Annotated in this window: 19 protein-coding genes; 12 read left to right on the top strand and 7 right to left on the bottom strand. The window is 72.0% G+C overall.

Going from position 1 to position 17998, the window contains the following annotated elements; genetic code table 11:
• Positions 1–80 precede the first annotated feature (80 nt).
• Both LG396_RS14830 and LG396_RS14825 read left to right on the top strand, forming a co-directional pair.
• A complete protein-coding gene (locus LG396_RS14830; RefSeq protein ID WP_225795126.1) occupies positions 81–725 on the top strand; it encodes a VanZ family protein in 645 nt (214 codons plus the stop codon).
• Positions 726–816: 91 nt separating this feature from the next.
• A complete protein-coding gene (locus LG396_RS14825) occupies positions 817–1020 on the top strand; it encodes a PspC domain-containing protein (protein WP_018834660.1) in 204 nt (67 codons plus the stop codon).
• 76 nt (positions 1021–1096) lie between these two features.
• Here LG396_RS14825 and LG396_RS14820 read toward each other — a convergent pair whose 3' ends face one another.
• Positions 1097–1351: a hypothetical protein gene (locus tag LG396_RS14820; protein ID WP_225795125.1), complete on the bottom strand. Its 255-nt coding sequence runs from the start codon at positions 1349–1351 to the stop codon at positions 1097–1099.
• A 180-nt stretch (positions 1352–1531) separates the two neighbouring features.
• Positions 1532–2656: an adenosine deaminase gene (locus LG396_RS14815; protein ID WP_018834662.1), complete on the bottom strand. Its 1125-nt coding sequence runs from the start codon at positions 2654–2656 to the stop codon at positions 1532–1534.
• A gap of 504 nt (positions 2657–3160) precedes the next feature.
• On the opposite strand from LG396_RS14815, the gene LG396_RS14810 reads away from it, so the two are divergent.
• Entirely contained in the window at positions 3161–3901 is a 741-nt protein-coding gene (locus tag LG396_RS14810) for an alpha/beta hydrolase (RefSeq protein ID WP_026276066.1), read from the top strand.
• A gap of 283 nt (positions 3902–4184) precedes the next feature.
• Here LG396_RS14810 and LG396_RS14805 read toward each other — a convergent pair whose 3' ends face one another.
• Positions 4185–5162, bottom strand: coding sequence for a LysR family transcriptional regulator (locus tag LG396_RS14805; protein ID WP_225795124.1), 978 nt, complete (start codon positions 5160–5162; stop codon positions 4185–4187).
• 63 nt (positions 5163–5225) lie between these two features.
• Here LG396_RS14805 and LG396_RS14800 point away from each other — a divergent pair, with 63 nt between their 5' ends.
• The 9 genes from LG396_RS14800 to LG396_RS14760 all read left to right on the top strand — a co-directional run bounded on the left by LG396_RS14800 (position 5226) and on the right by LG396_RS14760 (position 14315).
• Positions 5226–6614, top strand: coding sequence for an MFS transporter (locus LG396_RS14800; RefSeq protein ID WP_225795123.1), 1389 nt, complete (start codon positions 5226–5228; stop codon positions 6612–6614).
• Between the two features lie 100 nt (positions 6615–6714).
• On the top strand, positions 6715–7734 hold the full coding sequence (locus LG396_RS14795) for a BMP family lipoprotein (protein ID WP_225795122.1): 1020 nt from the start codon (positions 6715–6717) through the stop codon (positions 7732–7734).
• Positions 7735–7914: 180 nt separating this feature from the next.
• The gene (locus LG396_RS14790; protein ID WP_372483506.1) at positions 7915–9588 is read left to right on the top strand and encodes an ABC transporter ATP-binding protein; all 1674 of its coding nucleotides are present in this window, start codon (positions 7915–7917) and stop codon (positions 9586–9588) included.
• Entirely contained in the window at positions 9585–10688 is a 1104-nt protein-coding gene (locus LG396_RS14785; protein WP_018834668.1) for an ABC transporter permease, read from the top strand. The genes LG396_RS14790 and LG396_RS14785 overlap by 4 nt, the downstream gene beginning before the upstream one ends.
• Positions 10685–11968, top strand: a complete 1284-nt coding sequence (locus LG396_RS14780) for an ABC transporter permease (RefSeq protein ID WP_037740281.1) — start codon at positions 10685–10687, stop codon at positions 11966–11968. Before LG396_RS14785 ends, LG396_RS14780 begins: the two co-directional genes overlap by 4 nt.
• On the top strand, positions 11965–12411 hold the full coding sequence (locus LG396_RS14775; RefSeq protein ID WP_225795121.1) for a cytidine deaminase: 447 nt from the start codon (positions 11965–11967) through the stop codon (positions 12409–12411). Before LG396_RS14780 ends, LG396_RS14775 begins: the two co-directional genes overlap by 4 nt.
• Positions 12411–13688 carry a thymidine phosphorylase gene (locus LG396_RS14770; protein ID WP_225795120.1) on the top strand — a complete coding sequence of 426 codons (1278 nt, stop codon included), beginning with the start codon at positions 12411–12413 and terminating at the stop codon, positions 13686–13688. Before LG396_RS14775 ends, LG396_RS14770 begins: the two co-directional genes overlap by 1 nt.
• Positions 13689–13785: 97 nt before the next feature.
• Positions 13786–13998 (top strand): type II toxin-antitoxin system CcdA family antitoxin, encoded by a 213-nt coding sequence (locus LG396_RS14765; RefSeq protein WP_199850161.1) that lies wholly within the window; start codon positions 13786–13788, stop codon positions 13996–13998.
• Positions 13995–14315, top strand: coding sequence for a type II toxin-antitoxin system PemK/MazF family toxin (locus LG396_RS14760; RefSeq protein WP_225795119.1), 321 nt, complete (start codon positions 13995–13997; stop codon positions 14313–14315). Before LG396_RS14765 ends, LG396_RS14760 begins: the two co-directional genes overlap by 4 nt.
• A gap of 62 nt (positions 14316–14377) precedes the next feature.
• Here the strand turns inward: LG396_RS14760 and LG396_RS14755 are convergent, their stop codons facing one another.
• The 4 genes from LG396_RS14755 to sdhC are packed head-to-tail and all read right to left on the bottom strand — an operon-like array spanning position 14378 to position 17783.
• Entirely contained in the window at positions 14378–15145 is a 768-nt protein-coding gene (locus LG396_RS14755) for a succinate dehydrogenase iron-sulfur subunit (RefSeq protein WP_037740275.1), read from the bottom strand.
• Positions 15145–16899: a succinate dehydrogenase flavoprotein subunit gene (sdhA, locus tag LG396_RS14750; protein ID WP_018842596.1), complete on the bottom strand. Its 1755-nt coding sequence runs from the start codon at positions 16897–16899 to the stop codon at positions 15145–15147. Before sdhA ends, LG396_RS14755 begins: the two co-directional genes overlap by 1 nt.
• 21 nt (positions 16900–16920) lie before the next feature.
• Positions 16921–17403 carry a succinate dehydrogenase hydrophobic membrane anchor subunit gene (locus LG396_RS14745; RefSeq protein WP_018834678.1) on the bottom strand — a complete coding sequence of 161 codons (483 nt, stop codon included), beginning with the start codon at positions 17401–17403 and terminating at the stop codon, positions 16921–16923.
• Positions 17403–17783 carry a succinate dehydrogenase, cytochrome b556 subunit gene (gene sdhC, locus LG396_RS14740; protein ID WP_026276069.1) on the bottom strand — a complete coding sequence of 127 codons (381 nt, stop codon included), beginning with the start codon at positions 17781–17783 and terminating at the stop codon, positions 17403–17405. Before sdhC ends, LG396_RS14745 begins: the two co-directional genes overlap by 1 nt.
• Positions 17784–17998: the final 215 nt, after the last annotated feature.

Raw genomic sequence — 17998 nt, 5'->3', positions numbered from 1 at the left:
CCGGCGGCTGCGGGGCGCGCGCACCGCCTGCGCGCCGTCCGTGCGCCGCCTCCGCACCGAAGATCACACTCCGGTGGCGGATGACGGGAACCGTACGGGTCGGTAGCCGCGTCATTGCCTGCGTGCAGCGCCATGCGACGGGCGGGACGACCGCCCTGAGAATCCGGGTGGCCGGCGTTGTCCTCCTAGTCCTGCATCTGCTCGCAGTCTGGTGGTTTACGCTCCGCCCCAACGCCGTGCCGTGGGTTGACGCGGCGAATCTGCGACCCCTCCGGACGATCCGCGCCGAGTACGGCGAGGACGCCTGGGCGGCGCTGCGGTACACCGTCGAGTCGCTGTTCGTGCTGGCCCCCGCGGGGGTGCTGCTGCCGCTGATCCGCGGGCGGCTCCGGGTGTCGGCAGCCGGGTCCTTCGCCCGTACCGTCTTCGCGGGCTCGATGCTGGCGCTGGTCGTCGAGTTGCTGAAGACCGCGGTGCCGGGGCAGGTCGCGAACGTGGACACGATGCTGCTCTACATCCTGGGGATAGCGCTGGCGCATCTGGCGGTGGTCCCGGCCACGCGGGCGCGGCTGCGCAGGCGGCACCCCGCGGGCCGCGCGGCGGGTGCGGCGCACGCGGAGGAGGCGGCCGGCGCGGAGGAGCCGGACCGTACGGGGGACGGGACGGGAGGCGGGACGGCTCAGGGCCCGACCCCGAGAATCACCAGGGTCGAGATCGCCCCGTAGGGCGACGTTTCGTCCGGCTTGTGTGCCTACGGTGAAATCAGTGGCCCGCACGACACGGGCCGCGGACGCCGACCCGAGGAGTGACGCAGCCATGGCCATGCCGACGAGACCGCGCGAGGGCCGGATGATCGCCGGGGTGTGCGCGGGCCTGGCCCGGCGCTTCGACACGACCCCCACCACCGTACGTACCGTCTTCGTGGTGTCCTGCCTGCTGCCGGGCCCGCAGTTCCTGCTCTACCTCGCGCTGTGGGTGATGATGCCCGGCGAGGAGAAGCAGCACAGCCCGGCCTGGTGAGGACGGACTTCCGACGACACGAAGCCGGGGCCGGCATCCGCTGCGGATGCCGGCCCCGGCCGTGTGCGTACGGGCGTCAGAGCGGCAGGGCCCCGACGGGAAGCGCGCTGGTCACCGCGCCGAGCTGTCCGAGGCCCGGAGACTGGGCGTCGGGGGCGGCCGGGGTGCCGTTGGCCGCCGGGTTGGCACCGGTGACCGACGTCAGCGGGGAGGTGAGCTGACCGACCGGGTCGGGCAGGCCGGGGACGGTCGCGGCGGAGGCGGTGCCCGCCGCGGCGGCGGCGAAGGCGGCGCCGAGCAGTGCGGTACCGAAGATCTTGCGGGTCTTCATGGAATTCAGGTCCTCGTCCTTGCGGATATCGAGCGGCAAAGAGAAACGTAACCGGCCGGATATCGCCGCGGCAAAGACCGCCCCGCCGGTGCGCAAGTTGGTCCGTACGGCCCCATCCGCGGATCGTAGGACCATCGCCAATCGGCCGGGCAGGCACCTGAATTCGCAGGTCGGAGCCGGTCAGCGAAAGAGCCACTCCGACTTCAGCCCGGCATATCCGGGCTTGATGACCTCATTGATCATCGCCAGTCTTTCATCGAAAGGAATGAAAGCCGACTTCATGGCATTGACGGTGAACCACTGCATGTCGTCCAGCGTGTAGTGGAACGTGCGCACCAGCTCCTCGAACTCGCGGCTCATGCTCGTGCCGCTCATGAGCCGGTTGTCGGTGTTGACCGTGGCGCGGAAGTAGAGCCGGCGCAGCAGCCCGATGGGGTGCTCGGCGTACGAGGCGGCGGCGCCGGTCTGGAGATTGGACGTGGGGCACAGCTCCAGCGGGATCCGCTTGTCGCGCACGTACGCCGCCAGCCGGCCGAGCTTGACGGTGCCGTCCTCGGCGACGTGGATGTCGTCGATGATCCGTACGCCGTGGCCGAGCCGGTCGGCGCCGCACCACTGCAGCGCCTGCCAGATCGACGGCAGGCCGAACGCCTCGCCGGCGTGGATGGTGAAGTGGTTGTTCTCCCGCTTCAGGTACTCGAAGGCGTCGAGGTGGCGGGTGGGCGGGAAGCCGGCCTCGGCGCCGGCGATGTCGAAGCCGACGACGCCGAGGTCGCGGTAGCGGTTGGCGAGTTCGGCGATCTCCAGCGAGCGGGCGGCGTGCCGCATGGCGGTGAGCAGCGCGCCGATGCGGATGCGGTGCCCGGCGGCGTGGGCGCGCCGCTCGCCCTCGCGGAAGCCCTCGTTGACGGCCTCCACGACCTGCTCCAGGCTCAGCCCGCCCTGGAGGTGCTGCTCGGGGGCGTAGCGCACCTCGGCGTAGACGACGCCGTCGGCGGCCAGGTCCTCGGCGCACTCGGCGGCGACCCGCACCAGGGCGTCGCGGGTCTGCATCACGGCGCAGGTGTGGGCGAAGGTCTCCAGGTAGCGCTCCAGGGAGCCGGAGTCGGCGGCCTCCCGGAACCAGGCGCCGAGCCGCTCGGGGTCGCTCTCGGGCAGCCCGTCGTAGCCGGTCTCGCGGGCGATGTCGACGATGGTGGCGGGGCGGAGGCCGCCGTCGAGGTGGTCGTGGAGCAGCACCTTGGGCGCCCGCCGAATCCGCGCCGCGTCCGGCACGGCCGTGGCCCTTCCGTTGTCGTCCGCCATGCGGCACCCCTTTCTGGTCACGATTTGGGCCATCCTACGCGCGTAGAGCGGTGCCCGACGGCGGGACCCGGCGGCGGGCGCCGACCCCGGGTGCCGCGGCGGCGAGAGGGCAGGCGGCAGATGACGGGTGGGCGGAGATCCCTGGAGCGGAGTAGGCGGGAGCGGGTCGTAGCGGCGCGTGTGGCCAGGAGGCACGGCGCCCTCGGAGCTGCGGGGCGGCGTGCCCGGGCGGCGGGGCCGGCGCCGGGGGGGGAGCGCCGCGCAGGGGGCGCGCGGGCGCCGGGAGACGGCCCTCCGCGCCTCAGCACACGGTTGCCCCCGGTGGACCGCCGGGCCGCGCGGCGACCGACTCGGCGGGCGGGTCCTCGTCGCCCGTCGCTGACCGCCGCCGTCCCAGGCCCCGGGCCGGGTCCCGCAACTGCACTGTGCGCAGGGCCCGGTCGCCGTGTGCCGGGTGGTGCAGACCACTGGGCAGGGGGTGTCGGCATCTGGAATCGTGCTGCCATGCCTCAGGAGACCAGCGTGACCCGCCCCGCCCGGCTCGGACGTGCCATCGGGGCGCCCTCCGCGCAGGCGGTGGCGCTGGTGCTGCCCGCGGGTGAGGGGGAGAGCAGCCGGCGGCCGTCGCGGCTCGCCGCCGCCTCCGTGTGGTCGCTGGCCCGCCGGCTCGGCCGCGCGGGACGCGGCGAGGGGCTCGTCGCGCACACCGTGCACTACCGCTTCCGGGGCTGGAACGGCGCGGCGGCGGACGCCGCGCAGGACGCGGAGTGGGCGCTGGAGGAGGTCGTACGGCGGTACGGGGACGTGCCGGTGGCGCTGGTCGGCACCGACGTCGGCGGCCGGGCCGCGCTGCGCGCCGCCGGCCACGAGGCGGTCGTCTCGGTGCTGGCGCTCGCGCCGTGGCTGCCGGACGCGCAGGCGGCGGACGCCGAGCCCGTACGGCAGTTGAGCGGGCGCACCGTGCTGCTCGTGCACGGCACGGACGACGCGCGCACCGACCCGGACCTGTCGTACCGGCTGGCGGTGCGGGCGAAGAAGGCCAACCGCGACGTGTGCCGCTTCGAGGTGCACTCCGACGGCCACGGGCTGCACCAGCACCGGCCCGAAGTCCTCGCGCTGGCCGCCGACTTCGTCAGGGGCTCGCTCTTCGGCCGGCCGTACAGCAGGCCGCTCGCCGACGCGCTCGCCGCGCCCCCGCCGATCGGCCTGCGGATGCCGCTGGCGGCCGGGTTCGCCCCGGCGTAGGGGCCGCTGCGGCGGGGCACCGCCGACGCGGCAGCGGGCGGGTGCGGCGGTGAGCGGATGCGTTGTCGGAGGGGCGGCCTACCCTGGGGCGGGTGTGCGGGCAAGGTTGCGCGGGAAGTTCGGCCCGGGCGGCACGACCCCCGGTACGGCGCACCCGCCACAGCCCCCCGCGCGCGCCACCGCCCCAGCCCCTGTACGAGCCACCGCCCCAGCCCCCGCACCGGCCGCCGCCACGGCCCTCAGTACGGGCCACCGGCGCGACCCCGCCGCCGGACCGTGCCGGCTACCCCGCCAGCAACTGCCCCCGCCGTCCCAGCAGGAACCGCCGGAACGCCCCCACCGGCGCCGTCTCCTGCTGCCCCGCCACCCACGCCACCCCGATCTCCCGGATCGCCCGGGGCGACGTGACGTCCAGTTCCACCACCCCCGGCCGCGGCACCGCGGGCGGCGGCAGCAGCGCGACGCCGAGGCCCGCCGCGACCAGCCCGCGGATCGTCTCCGCCTCCTCCCCCTCGAACGCGACGCGCGGCACGAACCCCGCCTCCGCGCACAGCTCCTCCATCATCCGCCGCATCCCGTAGCCCGGCTCCAGCGTCACGAACGGGTCCTCCGCCACCTCCGCCAGCCGGATCCGGCGGCGGCCGGCGAGCCGGTGGTCGTCCGGCACCACGAGCCGCAGGCGCTGCGCGTCGAGGCGCCGCGCCTGAAGATCGGGCGCGTCCGGCACCGGCGAGGTCAGGCACAGGTCCAACTCGCCCGCCCGCAGCCGCTGCAGCATCCACTCGCCGTAGTTCTGCACCAGCGCGAAGCGCACCCGCGGGTGGTCCTTGCGGAACTCCCGCAGCAGCCCCGGCACGGTCTCGGAGCCGAGCGTGTGCAGGAAGCCGAAGGCGACCTTGCCCGTCTCGGGGTGCGCGTCGGCGCGTACCGCCTCGGCGCCGCGCGCCACCTCGGCCAGCGCGCGCTCCGCGTACGCGAGGAAGTCGCGGCCCGCGGTCGTCAGCGACAGCGTGCGCCCCCGGCGGGCGAAGAGCGCGACGCCCAGGTCCGCTTCGAGACGCACCATCGCCCGGCTCAGCGTCGGCTGCGGGACGCCGAGGGCGCGCGCGGCGCGCGTGACGTGCTCCTCGCGCGCGACCGCGGCGAACTGCGCGAGCCGGGGCGCGAGCACCGCGCCCCACTCCTCCGGCCCGCCCGCCGAGATGTCTTCCTGATGACGGGACCGTGACAACGACCCCTGCGACCTCTGTTCATGCACCACAGCATCGATTATCGCCGTTTTCCGCATTGGACGCATGAGCGCGGGAGCCGTACGTTCCTTGTCATGCCCTCCGATACCGGGGCGCTTACGCCCCATGTGAGCGCCCTTCCCCAGCACGCCCCCGGCGAGCCCGGCTACCGGCGCGTGCTCCTCGCCCTGTTCGCCGCCGGCGTCGCCACCTTCACCCTCCTGTTCTCCACCCAGGCCCTGCTGCCCGCCATCTCCGCCGACCTCGGCGTCAGCCCGGGCGCGGCCAGCTGGACCGTCTCCGCCACCACCGCCGCGCTCGCGCTGGCCGTGCTGCCGCTGAGCGCCGTCTCCGAGCGGTTCGGCCGGCAGCGGACGATGACGTGGTCGCTGACGGCGGCCGTGCTGCTGGGCCTCGCGATGCCGTTCGCGCCGGACCTGGGTTCGCTCATCGCGCTGCGTACGCTCCAGGGCGCGGCGATCGCCGGGATCCCGGCGTCGGCCATCGCGTTCATCGCCGAGGAGTTGCGGGCCCGGGCGGTGATCGGCGCCGTGGGGCTGTTCGTCGCGGGCAACAGCATCGGCGGCATGGCCGGGCGCATCATCACCGGCTGGACGGCCGACGCCTGGGGCTGGCGCGCGGCCCTGGCCACCGTCGCCGTGCTGGCCGTGCTCTGCGCGGCCGCCTTCCGCGTACTGCTGCCGCGCGCCCGGCACTTCACCGCCGCCCCGCTGGCGCCGCGGGCGCTGGCGCGCACCGTACGCGGCCATCTCTCCGACGGGCTGATGCGCCGGTTGTACGCGATCGGGCTGCTGTTCATGACCGTCTTCGGCTCGGTCTACACGATGATCGGCTACCGGCTGGCCGGCGAGCCCTTCGGCCTGTCCGCGGGCCTCATCGGCTCGGTCTTCGTCATCTACCTCGTCGGCACCGGCTCCTCCGCCGCCGCCGGCCGGCTCGTCGCCCGCCTCGGCCGCCGCGGCACCCTGTACGCGGCCGCCGGCACCACCGCCGCGGGGCTGCTGCTGACGATCGGCGACTCCCTGGCCGCGGTGCTGGCCGGGCTCGTGCTGCTCACCGCGGGCTTCTTCGCCGGGCACGCGGTCGCCTCGGCCTCCGTCAGCCACGCGGCGAAGACCGGCAAGGCGCAGGCGTCGGCGCTCTACCAGGTCGCGTACTACGTCGGGAACAGCGCGGGCGCCACCGTCGGCGCGGTCGCCTTCCACGCGGTCGGCTGGAACGGTGTCGTCGTCCTCGGCCTCACCGCCCTCACCGGTGTCACGGGCATCACAATTCACGCCACTCGCCTGGCCACCGCGGCGACCCGCACGGCAGCGCACGACCGGGCGCGGACGGAACCCCGCGCGACGGTCCGTGCACGCACTCCCGCCGGCGGTCCCGTACGCGGTGAACCGACTGGTCAGCGGATAGGTGCCGGGCTCGCGCGCACCGCCGAAGGCACCGGCGCGGAGACGATCCGGTAACGGGTTCGTTGCCGGAGGTACAGCTTGTTCTACGCGCGTTACGATGCCCCCGAAGCAGCGCCGGAAAGAGGCGCTTCGCCAAGACGAAGGGGAAGTCCTCTTGCGCCGGGTAACCAAGATCGCCGCCGCGGGCGTGGCAACCGCGGCTCTCGCTTTCACCAGTGCTGCGTGCAGCAGCGACAGCGGCAGCAGCGACAAGGGCGTCGGCCTCGCGTTCGACGTCGGCGGCCGCTCTGACGCCTCCTTCAACGAGTCGGCGGCCCGCGGGTACGACAAGGCCAAGAAGGAGTTCGACCTCGGCGGCAAGGAGCTGACCGCCCGCGACGGCGAGACCGAGGCCGACCGCGAGCAGCGTCTGACCTCCCTCGCCGAGGCGGGCTACAACCCGGTGATCGGGGTCGGCTTCGCGTACGGCAAGTCCGTCAACAAGGTCGCCAAGGACTTCCCCGACACGACGTTCGCCGTGATCGACGAGGCGTCGCAGGCGAAGAACGTGGCCGGCGTCACCTTCGCCGAGCACGAGGGCTCGTACCTGGCGGGCGTGGCCGCCGCGCTGAAGACCAAGACCGGCAAGGTCGGCTTCATAGGCGGCGTGCACAACAACCTGATCAAGAAGTTCGAGGCCGGCTTCGTCCAGGGCGTCAAGGACACCAAGCCCGACACCGAGATCGACGTCAAGTACCTCTACGAGACCGACATCAAGGGCTTCCAGGACCCGCTGCGCGCCAAGAGCAGCGCCGAGGGCATGCTCGACTCGGGCTCGGACATCATCTACAGCGCCGCGGGCCTGTCCGGCACGGGCTCGATCGAGGCCGTGGCCGCGCAGGACGGCGCGTGGGCGATCGGCGTGGACTCCGACCAGTTCCGCGACAAGGCGCTGGCGGACTACAAGGACTCGATCATGACCTCGGTGGTCAAGAACGTGGACGTCGCCGTCTACGACGTGATCAAGAGCGTCGAGGACGGGAAGCCGCTCACCGGCGACACCGCCTTCGCGCTCAAGGACGACGGCGTGAGCCTCGCCACCTCCGGCGGGTTCATCGAGGACGTCCAGGGCGAGATCGACGCGGCCAAGCAGAAGATCGCCGACGGCGAGATCAAGGTCAGCGACACTCCCTGAGCACGGTACGTGTCACGGGGTCCGGAGGACGGTGCGAGCCGGCCGTCCACCGGACCCCGCGCATCTGCCTCCGGACTACGCGCGTAGCGTGATATGCCGTAACTCGCGTCACGTAACTCGCGCCGTCCGTACGGCGCTTCGGTACGTCCGCCGCCCCGCATCCACCGCCCTCGACGAGGAGTGTGCGCCATCACAGCCCCCAGCAGCAGCTCCACGGCAGCGGACCCGCCCGCCGGCGCCGCGGCCGTCGAGCTCCACGGCATCACGAAACGCTTTCCGGGCGTCGTGGCCAACCACAACATCGACATCACCGTGCGCCGCGGCACCGTGCACGCCCTCGTCGGCGAGAACGGGGCCGGCAAGTCCACGCTGATGAAGATCCTCTACGGCATGCAGAAGCCGGACGAGGGCACCATCACGCTCGACGGCACGCAGGTCACGTTCGCCAGCCCCGCCGACGCCATCGCGCGCGGCATCGGCATGGTGCACCAGCACTTCATGCTCGCCGACAACCTGACCGTGCTGGAGAACACCGTCCTGGGCAGCGAGAAGCTGCACGGCATCGGCGACGCGGCGCGCGCGAAGATCAGGGAGCTGTCGGAGGCGTACGGCCTCGGCATCCGCCCCGACGTGCTGGTCGAGGACCTCGGGGTCGCCGACCGGCAGCGGGTGGAGATCCTCAAGGTCCTCTACCGCGGCGCCCGTACGCTCATCCTCGACGAGCCCACCGCCGTCCTCGTCCCGCAGGAGGTCGACGCGCTCTTCGACAACCTGCGCGGGCTGAAGGCCGAGGGCCTGACCGTGCTGTTCATCTCGCACAAGCTCGGCGAAGTCCTCGCCGTCGCCGACGACATCACCGTCATCCGGCGCGGCACGACGGTCGCCTCCGTCAAGCCCGCGGACGTCACGTCCAAGCAGCTCGCCGAGCTGATGGTGGGCAGCGAGCTGCCGACCCCCGAGACCCGCGAGTCGACGGTCACGGACATACCCATGCTGCGGGTCGGCGATCTGCACCTGACGGCCGTCGACGCCGACGGCGTACCGCGCGAGGTGCTGGACCGCATCTCCTTCACCATCCACAAGGGCGAGGTGCTGGGCATCGCCGGCGTGGAGGGCAACGGCCAGTCCGAACTGGTCGAGGCCATCATGGGGCTGCGCGACCCGGACGACGGCAGCATCGTGCTGGACGGCGCGGACATCAGCCACGCCGCCACCCGCAAGCGCCGCGAGAGCGGCATCGGCTACATCCCCGAGGACCGCCAGCGGCACGGCCTGCTGCTGGAGGCCCCGCTGTGGGAGAACCGCATCCTCGGCCACACCACGGAACGCCCCAACAGCCGCGGCATGCTCATCGACGCCGCCGCGGCCCGCAAGGACACCAAGCGGATCGTCGAGGAGTACGACGTCCGCACCCCCGGCATCGACGTGACCGCCGCGTCGCTCTCCGGCGGCAACCAGCAGAAGCTGATCGTCGGCCGGGAGATGAGCCACCAGCCGAAGCTGCTCATCGCCGCACACCCCACGCGCGGCGTGGACGTGGGCGCGCAGGCGGACATCTGGGAGCAGATCCGCGAGGCCCGCCGCGAGGGGCTCGCGGTGCTGCTGATCTCGGCGGACCTGGACGAGCTGATCGGCCTCTCGGACACGCTGCGGGTGATGTACCGCGGGCGGCTGGTCGCCGACGCCGACCCGGCGGCGATCACGCCGGAGGAGCTGGGGAGCGCGATGACGGGCGCCGCGAGCGGCCACCTGGAGGACGACACGGCGGCGCGGGACGCGGTCGTGGACAAGCCCGCGGCGCCGGACACCCCCGGTGCCGCCGACGGCGGGCAGGGCGGAGGCCGTACGCGATGAAACGCCTCGACAGGGACAAGCTGATCACGGCGGTCGGCGCCCCGGTGCTCGCGGTCTTCGCCGCGCTGGTGCTGACGTCGGTGATCATCCTGATCTCCGGGAAGGACCCGTTCAGGGCCTACCAGGTCATGATCGAGTTCGGCACGACCGACCGCAGCGCCATCTACATCGTCAACAAGTCGACGATGTTCTTCCTCTCGGCGCTGGCCGTGGCCATCGGCTTCCGGATGAACCTCTTCAACATCGGCGTCGACGGCCAGTACCGCATCGCGGCCTTCTTCGCCGCGGCCGTCGGCGGCGCGCTGTCGCTGCCCGGCATCATCCAGATCCCGCTGATCATCCTGGTCGCCATGGGCGTCGGCGCGATCTGGGCGGGCATCGCGGGCGTGCTGCGGACCACCCGCGGCGTCAGCGAGGTCATCACGACGATCATGCTCAACTCGATCGCCGGCGCCGTCATCGGCTACTACCTCACCGCGGGCCGCCTCGGCGAGAAGGACGGGAACCTCACCCACACCCCGAACCTCCCGTCCTCCAGCCGCATCTTCATGATCGAGACGTCGGTCGGCGACATCAACGGCTTCGTCGTCTTCGCCGTACTCGCCGGCGTCCTCTACTGGTTCATCCTCAACCGCACCCGCTTCGGCTTCGACCTGCGCAGCGTCGGCCAGTCCGAGACGGCCGCCGCCGCGAGCGGCGTGGACGTCAAGCGCATGATCGTCACCAGCATGGTGCTCTCCGGCGCCGTCGCCGGCCTGGTCGGGATGCCGACGCTGCTCGGCGAGTCGTACAACTACGGCACCGACTTCCCGCTCGGCGTCGGCTTCACCGGCATCGCCATCGCCCTCCTCGGCCGCAACCACCCCGTCGGCATCGCGCTCGGCGCGCTGCTCTGGGCCTTCCTGGAGCGCACCGGCACGCAGCTCGAATTCGAGGGCTACGACCAGAAGATCGTCGAGGTCATCAAGGGCATCATCGTGCTCTGCGTCGTCATCGCCTACGAGGTGGTCCGCCGCTGGGCGCTGCGGGACCAGCAGCGCCGCGTCGGCGAGGAGCTGGCCCAGGCACGCAAGACCGAGAAGGCGGAGGTCGGCGCATGAGTACGGTGACCAAGACGGGCGCCGTCGCGCCCGCCGGACGGCCGCCGGTCGACGGCGGGAAGCGGCGGCTGGGCCTGCCGCAGGTGCTCCTGCTGATCGCCGCCGGCCTGCTGCTGCTGTCCGCCGTCCGCGCCCTCACCGACACCACCAACCTCACCGCCTCCGCGCAGATCGGCGGCGCGCTCGCGCTCGCCGTGCCGATCGGCCTGGCCGGCCTCGGCGGGCTGTGGGCGGAGCGGTCCGGCGTGATCAACATCGGCCTCGAAGGCATGATGATCCTCGGCACGTTCTTCGCCGGCTGGATCGGCTGGCAGCACGGCCCGTGGGCGGGCGCGCTCGCCGGGGTGATCGGCGGGGCGCTGGGCGGCCTGGTGCACGCGATGGCCACGGTCACGTTCGGCGTCGACCACATCGTGTCCGGTGTCGCGATCAACATCCTCGCGCTGGGCACGACCCAGTACCTGGCGAAGATCTTCTTCGCGGACGGGGACGCGCTGGCGGCGGGCGGAACGGACAAGCAGTCGCCGCAGGTCGACGACATGCATACGTTCTCCGTCCCCGGGCTCTCCGACTGGCTCGGGGACCTGGAGGAGAAACACTGGTTCTTCGTCTCCGACACCGCCGGGATCCTGGGCGGGCTCACCAACGACGTGTCGTACCTGATCCTGGTCGCGGCGGCGCTGTTCGTGCTCACGTACTACGTGCTGTGGCGCTCGGCGTTCGGGCTGCGGCTGCGGTCCTGCGGCGAGAACCCGGTGGCCGCCGAGTCGCTGGGCGTGAACGTCTACCTGTACAAGTACGCGGCGCTGGCCGTCTCCGGCGCGCTCGCCGGCCTCGGCGGGGCGTTCCTGGTCACGTTCACCCACATCTACCTGGAGGGCCAGACCGGCGGCCGCGGGTACATCGGCCTGGCGTCGATGATCTTCGGCAACTGGCGCCCCGGCGGCACCGCGATGGCGGCCGGGCTCTTCGGCTTCACCGACAGCCTCCAGCTGCGCGGCGGCGGCGAGGCGGTGCACGCGCTCTTCCTGCTGCTGGCCGTGCTGCTCGCGGTGTACGCGGTGTGGAAGTACGTGCGCGGCGGCACCCGCGCGGCGATAGCCGCCGGCGTCTCGGCGGTGCTCCTCGGGGCGCTGTACGCGACGACGGACACGGTGCCGCGCGAGGTCGTGGAGGCGACGCCGTACGTCACCACACTGGTGGTGCTGGCGGTGTTCGCGCAGCGGCTGCGGGTGCCGAAGTGGATCGGCAAGCGCTACCGAAGGGGAGAGAGCACGTGACGGAGACGGCGCAGGAGGCCGAGCGCTGGGAGGCGCTGCGGCGGGCGGCCCGGGACGCGATGTCCCGGGCGTACGCCCCGTACTCGCAGTACCCCGTGGGCGCGGCGGCGCTGGTGGACGACGGCCGTACGGTCGTCGGCTGCAACGTCGAGAACGCCTCGTACGGCGTCACGCTGTGCGCCGAGTGCGGCCTCGTCTCCGCGCTGCACCTCAGCGGCGGCGGCCGGCTCACCCACTTCACCTGCGTCGACGGCGACGGGCAGCTCATCCTGCCGTGCGGCCGGTGCCGCCAGTTGCTCAGCGAGCACGGCGGGCCCGGGCTGCTGCTCGACACCCCGTCCGGCATCCGGCCGCTGTCGGAGCTGCTGCCCGACGCCTTCGGCCCGCTCGCCCTGAACAAGTCGGACTCCCAGACGCCCCGGACCGGAGGAACGCAGAACTGATGGACGCCATCTCCGTCATCCGCGCCAAGCGCGACCGCCGGCGGCTCTCCGACGAGCAGATCGACTGGGTCGTGGCCGCGTACACCCGCGGCGAGGTCGCCGACGAGCAGATGTCCGCGCTCGCCATGGCCATACTGCTCAACGGCATGGACCGCGACGAGATCGCCCGCTGGACCGCGGCAATGATCGCCTCCGGCGAGCGGATGGACTTCACCGCGCTGCCGCGCCCGACCGCCGACAAGCACTCGACGGGCGGCATCGGCGACAAGATCACGCTGCCGCTGGCGCCGCTGGTCGCCGCCTGCGGGGCGGCGGTGCCGCAGCTGTCGGGCCGCGGCCTCGGCCACACCGGCGGCACGCTCGACAAGCTGGAGGCCGTCCCGGGCTGGCGGGCGTCGCTGTCGAACGACGAGATGATGGCGATCCTGCGCGACGTCGGCGCCGTGATCTGCGCCCCGGGCACGGGCCTGGCGCCGGCCGACCGCAAGCTGTACGCGCTGCGGGACGTGACGGGGACGGTGGAGTCGATCCCGCTCATCGCGTCCTCGATCATGTCGAAGAAGATCGCCGAGGGCACGGGCGCGCTGGTGCTGGACGTGAAGGTCGGCTCCGGCGCGTTCATGAAGGACCTGGACACGGCGCGCGAACTGGCCGCGACGATGGTGGGGCTGGGCAACGACCACGGGCTGCGCACCGTGGCGCTGCTCACCGACATGTCCACGCCGCTGGGGCTCACGGCCGGCAACGCGCTGGAGGTCCGCGAGTCGCTGGAGGTCCTGGCGGGCGGCGGCCCGGCGGACGTCGTGGAGCTGACGCTCGCGCTGGCCACCGAGATGCTCGCGGCGGCGGGCCTGCCGGACGCGGACCCGGCGGCGGCGCTCGCGGACGGCTCGGCGATGGACGCGTGGCGCCGCATGATCACTGCCCAGGGCGGCGACCCGGACGCCCCGCTGCCGACGGCCCGCGAGACCCACACGGTCCCGGCCCCGGTGACGGGCGTCCTCACGCGCCTGGACGCCTACGCGGTGGGCCTGGCGGCCTGGCGCCTGGGCGCGGGCCGCGCCCGCAAGGAGGATCCGGTCCAGGCGGCGGCGGGCGTGGAACTCCACGCCAAGCCGGGCACGCCGGTCACGGCGGGCCAGCCGCTGCTGACGCTGCACACGGACACCGCGGAGCGGATCCCGGAGGCGCTGGAGGCCCTGGAGGCCGCGTACGACGTGGCCCCGGCGGGGGCGGCGGTGGAGCGCGGTCCGCTGATCCTGGACCGGCTGGACTGACACACGGGGCGGTCGACACGACGCGGTCGTCCGCCCCACACCCGCCCCTGCACCGAACTGTCACCGCAGAAGTACCACGTTGAGTATGATCCCGCGTATGCAGACACGTGAGCGGGTCACCGTGACGCTTCCCCCGGACCTCCTCGCCACGGCCAAGGCAGCAGCGCACGGCAATCTCTCCGCGTATGTGGAACGCGCCATAAGAGCCCAGGCCCTCCGTGAGGCGGCCGATGCCGTGAGCCGGTGGCGCGGAGACACCAGCGGTGACGTCGAAGAGATCACAGAGGCGTTCGGCGAGGACATCGCGTGACCATCGCCCGCGGTCAGGTCTGGCGCGTGCAACTCGCCACCAAGACGGGAGCCGTGCTCGTCATCGAGGCCGACGCCGCCCTGGAAGCGTTCCCCGGTACCGCGGTCTGCATGATGATCGACGAAACTCTGGGCGCCCCGGACACGGTGGTGACCGTCCCGATCGACTCCCCCGTGCAGGGCGCCGCGGTCGCCGTGGACTGCACGTCCCTGACGGCCCGACGCATCCGCGCGGGGACCTGCCTCGGCACCGTGGAGGACGCGACCATGGCACGGGTCTCCGCGGCGCTGTGCGTCGTTCTGGACCTTCACGACTGAGCTGCGCCCGGCCCAGGCGTCCGCCGCGAGCGGGGCCGGGGCCGGGGCCGGGGGTGAAGCTTCTAGAAGCGGCGCGTGATCAGCGCCCGCTTCACCTCCTGGATCGCCTTCGTCACCTCGATGCCGCGGGGGCATGCGTCCGTGCAGTTGAACGTCGTGCGGCAGCGCCACACCCCGTCCCTGTCGTTCAGGATCTCCAGGCGCTGCTCACCCGCCTCGTCCCTGCTGTCGAAGATGAAGCGGTGGGCGTTCACGATCGCCGCCGGGCCGAAGTACTGGCCGTCGTTCCAGTAGACCGGGCACGAACTGGTGCACGCCGCGCACAGGATGCACTTCGTCGTGTCGTCGAAGCGTTCGCGGTCCGCCGCCGACTGGAGGCGTTCGCGCGTCGGCTCGTTGCCGTGGGAGACCAGGAACGGCATCACGTCGCGGTACGCCTGGAAGAACGGCTCCATGTCGACGATCAGGTCCTTCTGCACCGTCAGGCCCTTGATCGGCTCCACGGTGATGGGCTTCTCCGGTGCCAGGTCCTTGATCAGGGTCTTGCACGCCAGCCGGTTGCGGCCGTTGATGCGCATCGCGTCGGAGCCGCAGATGCCGTGGGCGCAGGAGCGGCGGAACGTCAGCGTGCCGTCCATGTCCCACTTGATCTTGTGCAGCGCGTCGAGGACCCGCTCCTTCGGGTCGATCTCGACCTGGAAGTCCTCCCAGTACGCCTCCGCCGCCGCCTCCGGGTTGAACCTGCGGATGCGGAACGTCGCGGTGATGTACGGGGAGTCCGCCGGCTCGGGGGACTCGGCTTCGACCTTGTCCATCACGGGTGTTGCCATCAGTACTTACGCTCCATCGGCTGGTAGCGGGTCTGCACGACCGGCTTGTAGTCGAGCCGGACGGTCTCCGTGCCGTCGTCGCCGACCTCGCGGTACGCCATGGTGTGGCGCATGAAGTTGACGTCGTCGCGGTTCGGGTAGTCCTCGCGGTAGTGGCCGCCCCGGGACTCCTTGCGGGCGAGCGCGGAGATCGCCATGACCTCGGCCAGGTCGAGCAGGTTGCCCAGCTCGATCGCCTCCAGCAGGTCGGTGTTGAAGCGCCGGCCCTTGTCCTGGATGCTCACGTTCTTGTACCGCGCGCGCAGCTCCGCGAGCTTCTCGACCGCCTCCTTGATGGTCTGCTCCGTGCGGAAGACCATCACGTTCTTGTCCATCGTCTCCTGCAGCTCGCGCCGCAGCTCCGCCACCCGCTCCCTGCCCGAGGCGTCGCGCAGCCGCTCCACCTCGCCGACCACGAACGCCTCCGGGTCCTCCGGCAGTTCGACGTGGTCCGCGGTCGCCGCGTACTCCGCCGCGGCGATGCCCGCGCGGCGGCCGAAGACGTTGATGTCGAGCAGCGAGTTGGTGCCCAGGCGGTTGGCGCCGTGCACGGAGACGCAGGCGACCTCCCCGGCCGCGTACAGCCCGGGGACGACCGTGGTGTTGTCCGCCAGGACCTCGCCGCGCACGTTGGTGGGGATGCCGCCCATCGCGTAGTGCGCGGTCGGCTGGATCGGGATCGGGTCGGTGTACGGCTCGATCCCCAGGTACGTGCGCGCGAACTCCGTGATGTCCGGCAGCTTCGCGTCGAGCTGCTCCGGCGGCAGGTGCGTGAGGTCCAGGTAGACGTGGTCGCCCTCGGGGCCGCAGCCGCGGCCCTCGCGGATCTCGGTGTAGATCGCACGGGAGACGACGTCGCGCGAGGCGAGGTCCTTCATGACGGGCGCGTACTTCTCCATGAAGCGCTCGCCGTCCTTGTTGCGCAGGATGCCGCCCTCGCCGCGCGCGCCCTCGGTGAGGAGGATGCCCATCCGCCAGATGCCCGTCGGGTGGAACTGGAAGAACTCCATGTCCTCCAGCGGCAGCCCGCGCCGGAACACCGACGCCTGGCCGTCGCCGGTCAGGGTGTGGGCGTTCGAGGTGACCTTGAAGAACTTGCCGTTGCCGCCCGAGGCGTAGACGACGGCCTTGGCCTGGAAGACGTGGATCTCGCCGGTCGCCAGCTCGTAGGCGACCACGCCGGCCGACCGCTTGACCCCGTCGACCTCGACGATGAGCTGGTCGAGGACGTAGAACTCGTTGAAGAACTCCACGCCCTCCTTCACACAGTTCTGGTAGAGCGTCTGCAGGATCATGTGGCCGGTGCGGTCCGCCGCGTAGCACGCGCGCCGCACCGGCGCCTCGCCGTGGTTGCGCGAGTGGCCGCCGAAGCGGCGCTGGTCGATGCGGCCCTGCGGGGTGCGGTTGAAAGGCAGGCCCATTTTCTCCAGGTCGAGGACCGCGTCGATGGCCTCCTTCGCCAGGATCTCGGCGGCGTCCTGGTCGACCAGGTAGTCACCGCCCTTGATGGTGTCGAACGTGTGCCACTCCCAGTTGTCCTCCTCGACGTTCGCGAGGGCGGCGGCCATGCCGCCCTGCGCGGCGCCGGTGTGGGAGCGCGTCGGGTACAGCTTGGTCAGCACGGCGGTGCGGCTGCGCTTCGTCGCCTCGATGGCGGCGCGCATGCCCGCGCCGCCCGCGCCGACGATCACGGTGTCGTACTTGTGGATCTGCATGAGGGGAACCTCTTCGCCGCGTCAGCGGATGTTCGGGTCGAAGGTGAAGATCACCAACGTGCCCAGGAGGACGGTGAAGACCGTGGCGGCGTACAGCAGCATCTTCAGCCAGAAGCGGGTGCCGTCGCGCTCGGCGTAGTCGTTGATGACCGTGCGCAGCCCGTTGGCGCCGTGCAGCATCGCGAGCCAGAGCATGAGCAGGTCCCAACCCTGCCAGAACGGGGACGCCCAGCGGCCGGCGACGAAGGCGAAGCTGACCTTGCTGACACCGCCGTCCAGCACCAGCTGGATCAGCAGGTGGCCGACGACGAGGACCGCGAGCACGATCCCCGACAGCCGCATGAACACCCAGCCGTACAGCTCGAAGTTGGTGCGGGTTCGGGAGGTGGAGCGGGCGGTGCGCGGGGTGCGGGCGCGGGGCGGCTCGATGAGCGGCGCGGGGTTGTCGGCGGAGTACGCGGCGGTGGAGCCGGTCAGCTCGACGTCGGAGGTGGCCATGGTCATCAGCTCCCGAACAGCTCGCGCGCGGCGTGGCCGAGCACCGGATAGATCGCCCCGGCCATCAGCACCGCCCAGATCCCGACCACGGTCCACAGCATCGGCTTCTGCAGCCGGACGCCCTTCGACCAGAAGTCGACGGCGACGACGCGCAGCCCGTTGAGTGCGTGGAAGAGGACGGCGGCGACGAGCCCGTACTCCAGCAGCGACACGATCGGCGTCTTGTACGTGGCCACCACGTCGTCGTACGCCTCGGGTGACACCCGCACCAGGGCGGTGTCGAGGACGTGGACGAACAGGAAGAAGAAGATGAGGACGCCGGTGACGCGGTGCGCCACCCAGGACCACATGCCTTCCCGGCCGCGGTAGAGCGTTCCAGCCGGCACGGAAAAACCCTCCGGAAACTGATCGGGGGCCGGCCGTCAGGGCTCGGGTTCCGCCTGTCGGTCATGACCCGGCCGGGTACGGTCCTCCGGCCTTCGCCATCGTAGCGACGGTGCGTCGGCACACCGGTCATGGGGGTGCAGGTGTGATCAATCAGGCACGCGCGTGGCCTAACGGCGCTGGCAGGCGTGGAGATCCGGGTGGTTGCGCCCCTTTT

Source organism: Streptomyces aculeolatus (genome assembly GCF_020400605.1).
Lineage (GTDB): Bacteria > Actinomycetota > Actinomycetes > Streptomycetales > Streptomycetaceae > Streptomyces > Streptomyces aculeolatus.
The sequence above is the reverse complement of the archived record's forward strand: the minus strand, read 5'-3'. Positions and strand labels throughout refer to the sequence as shown.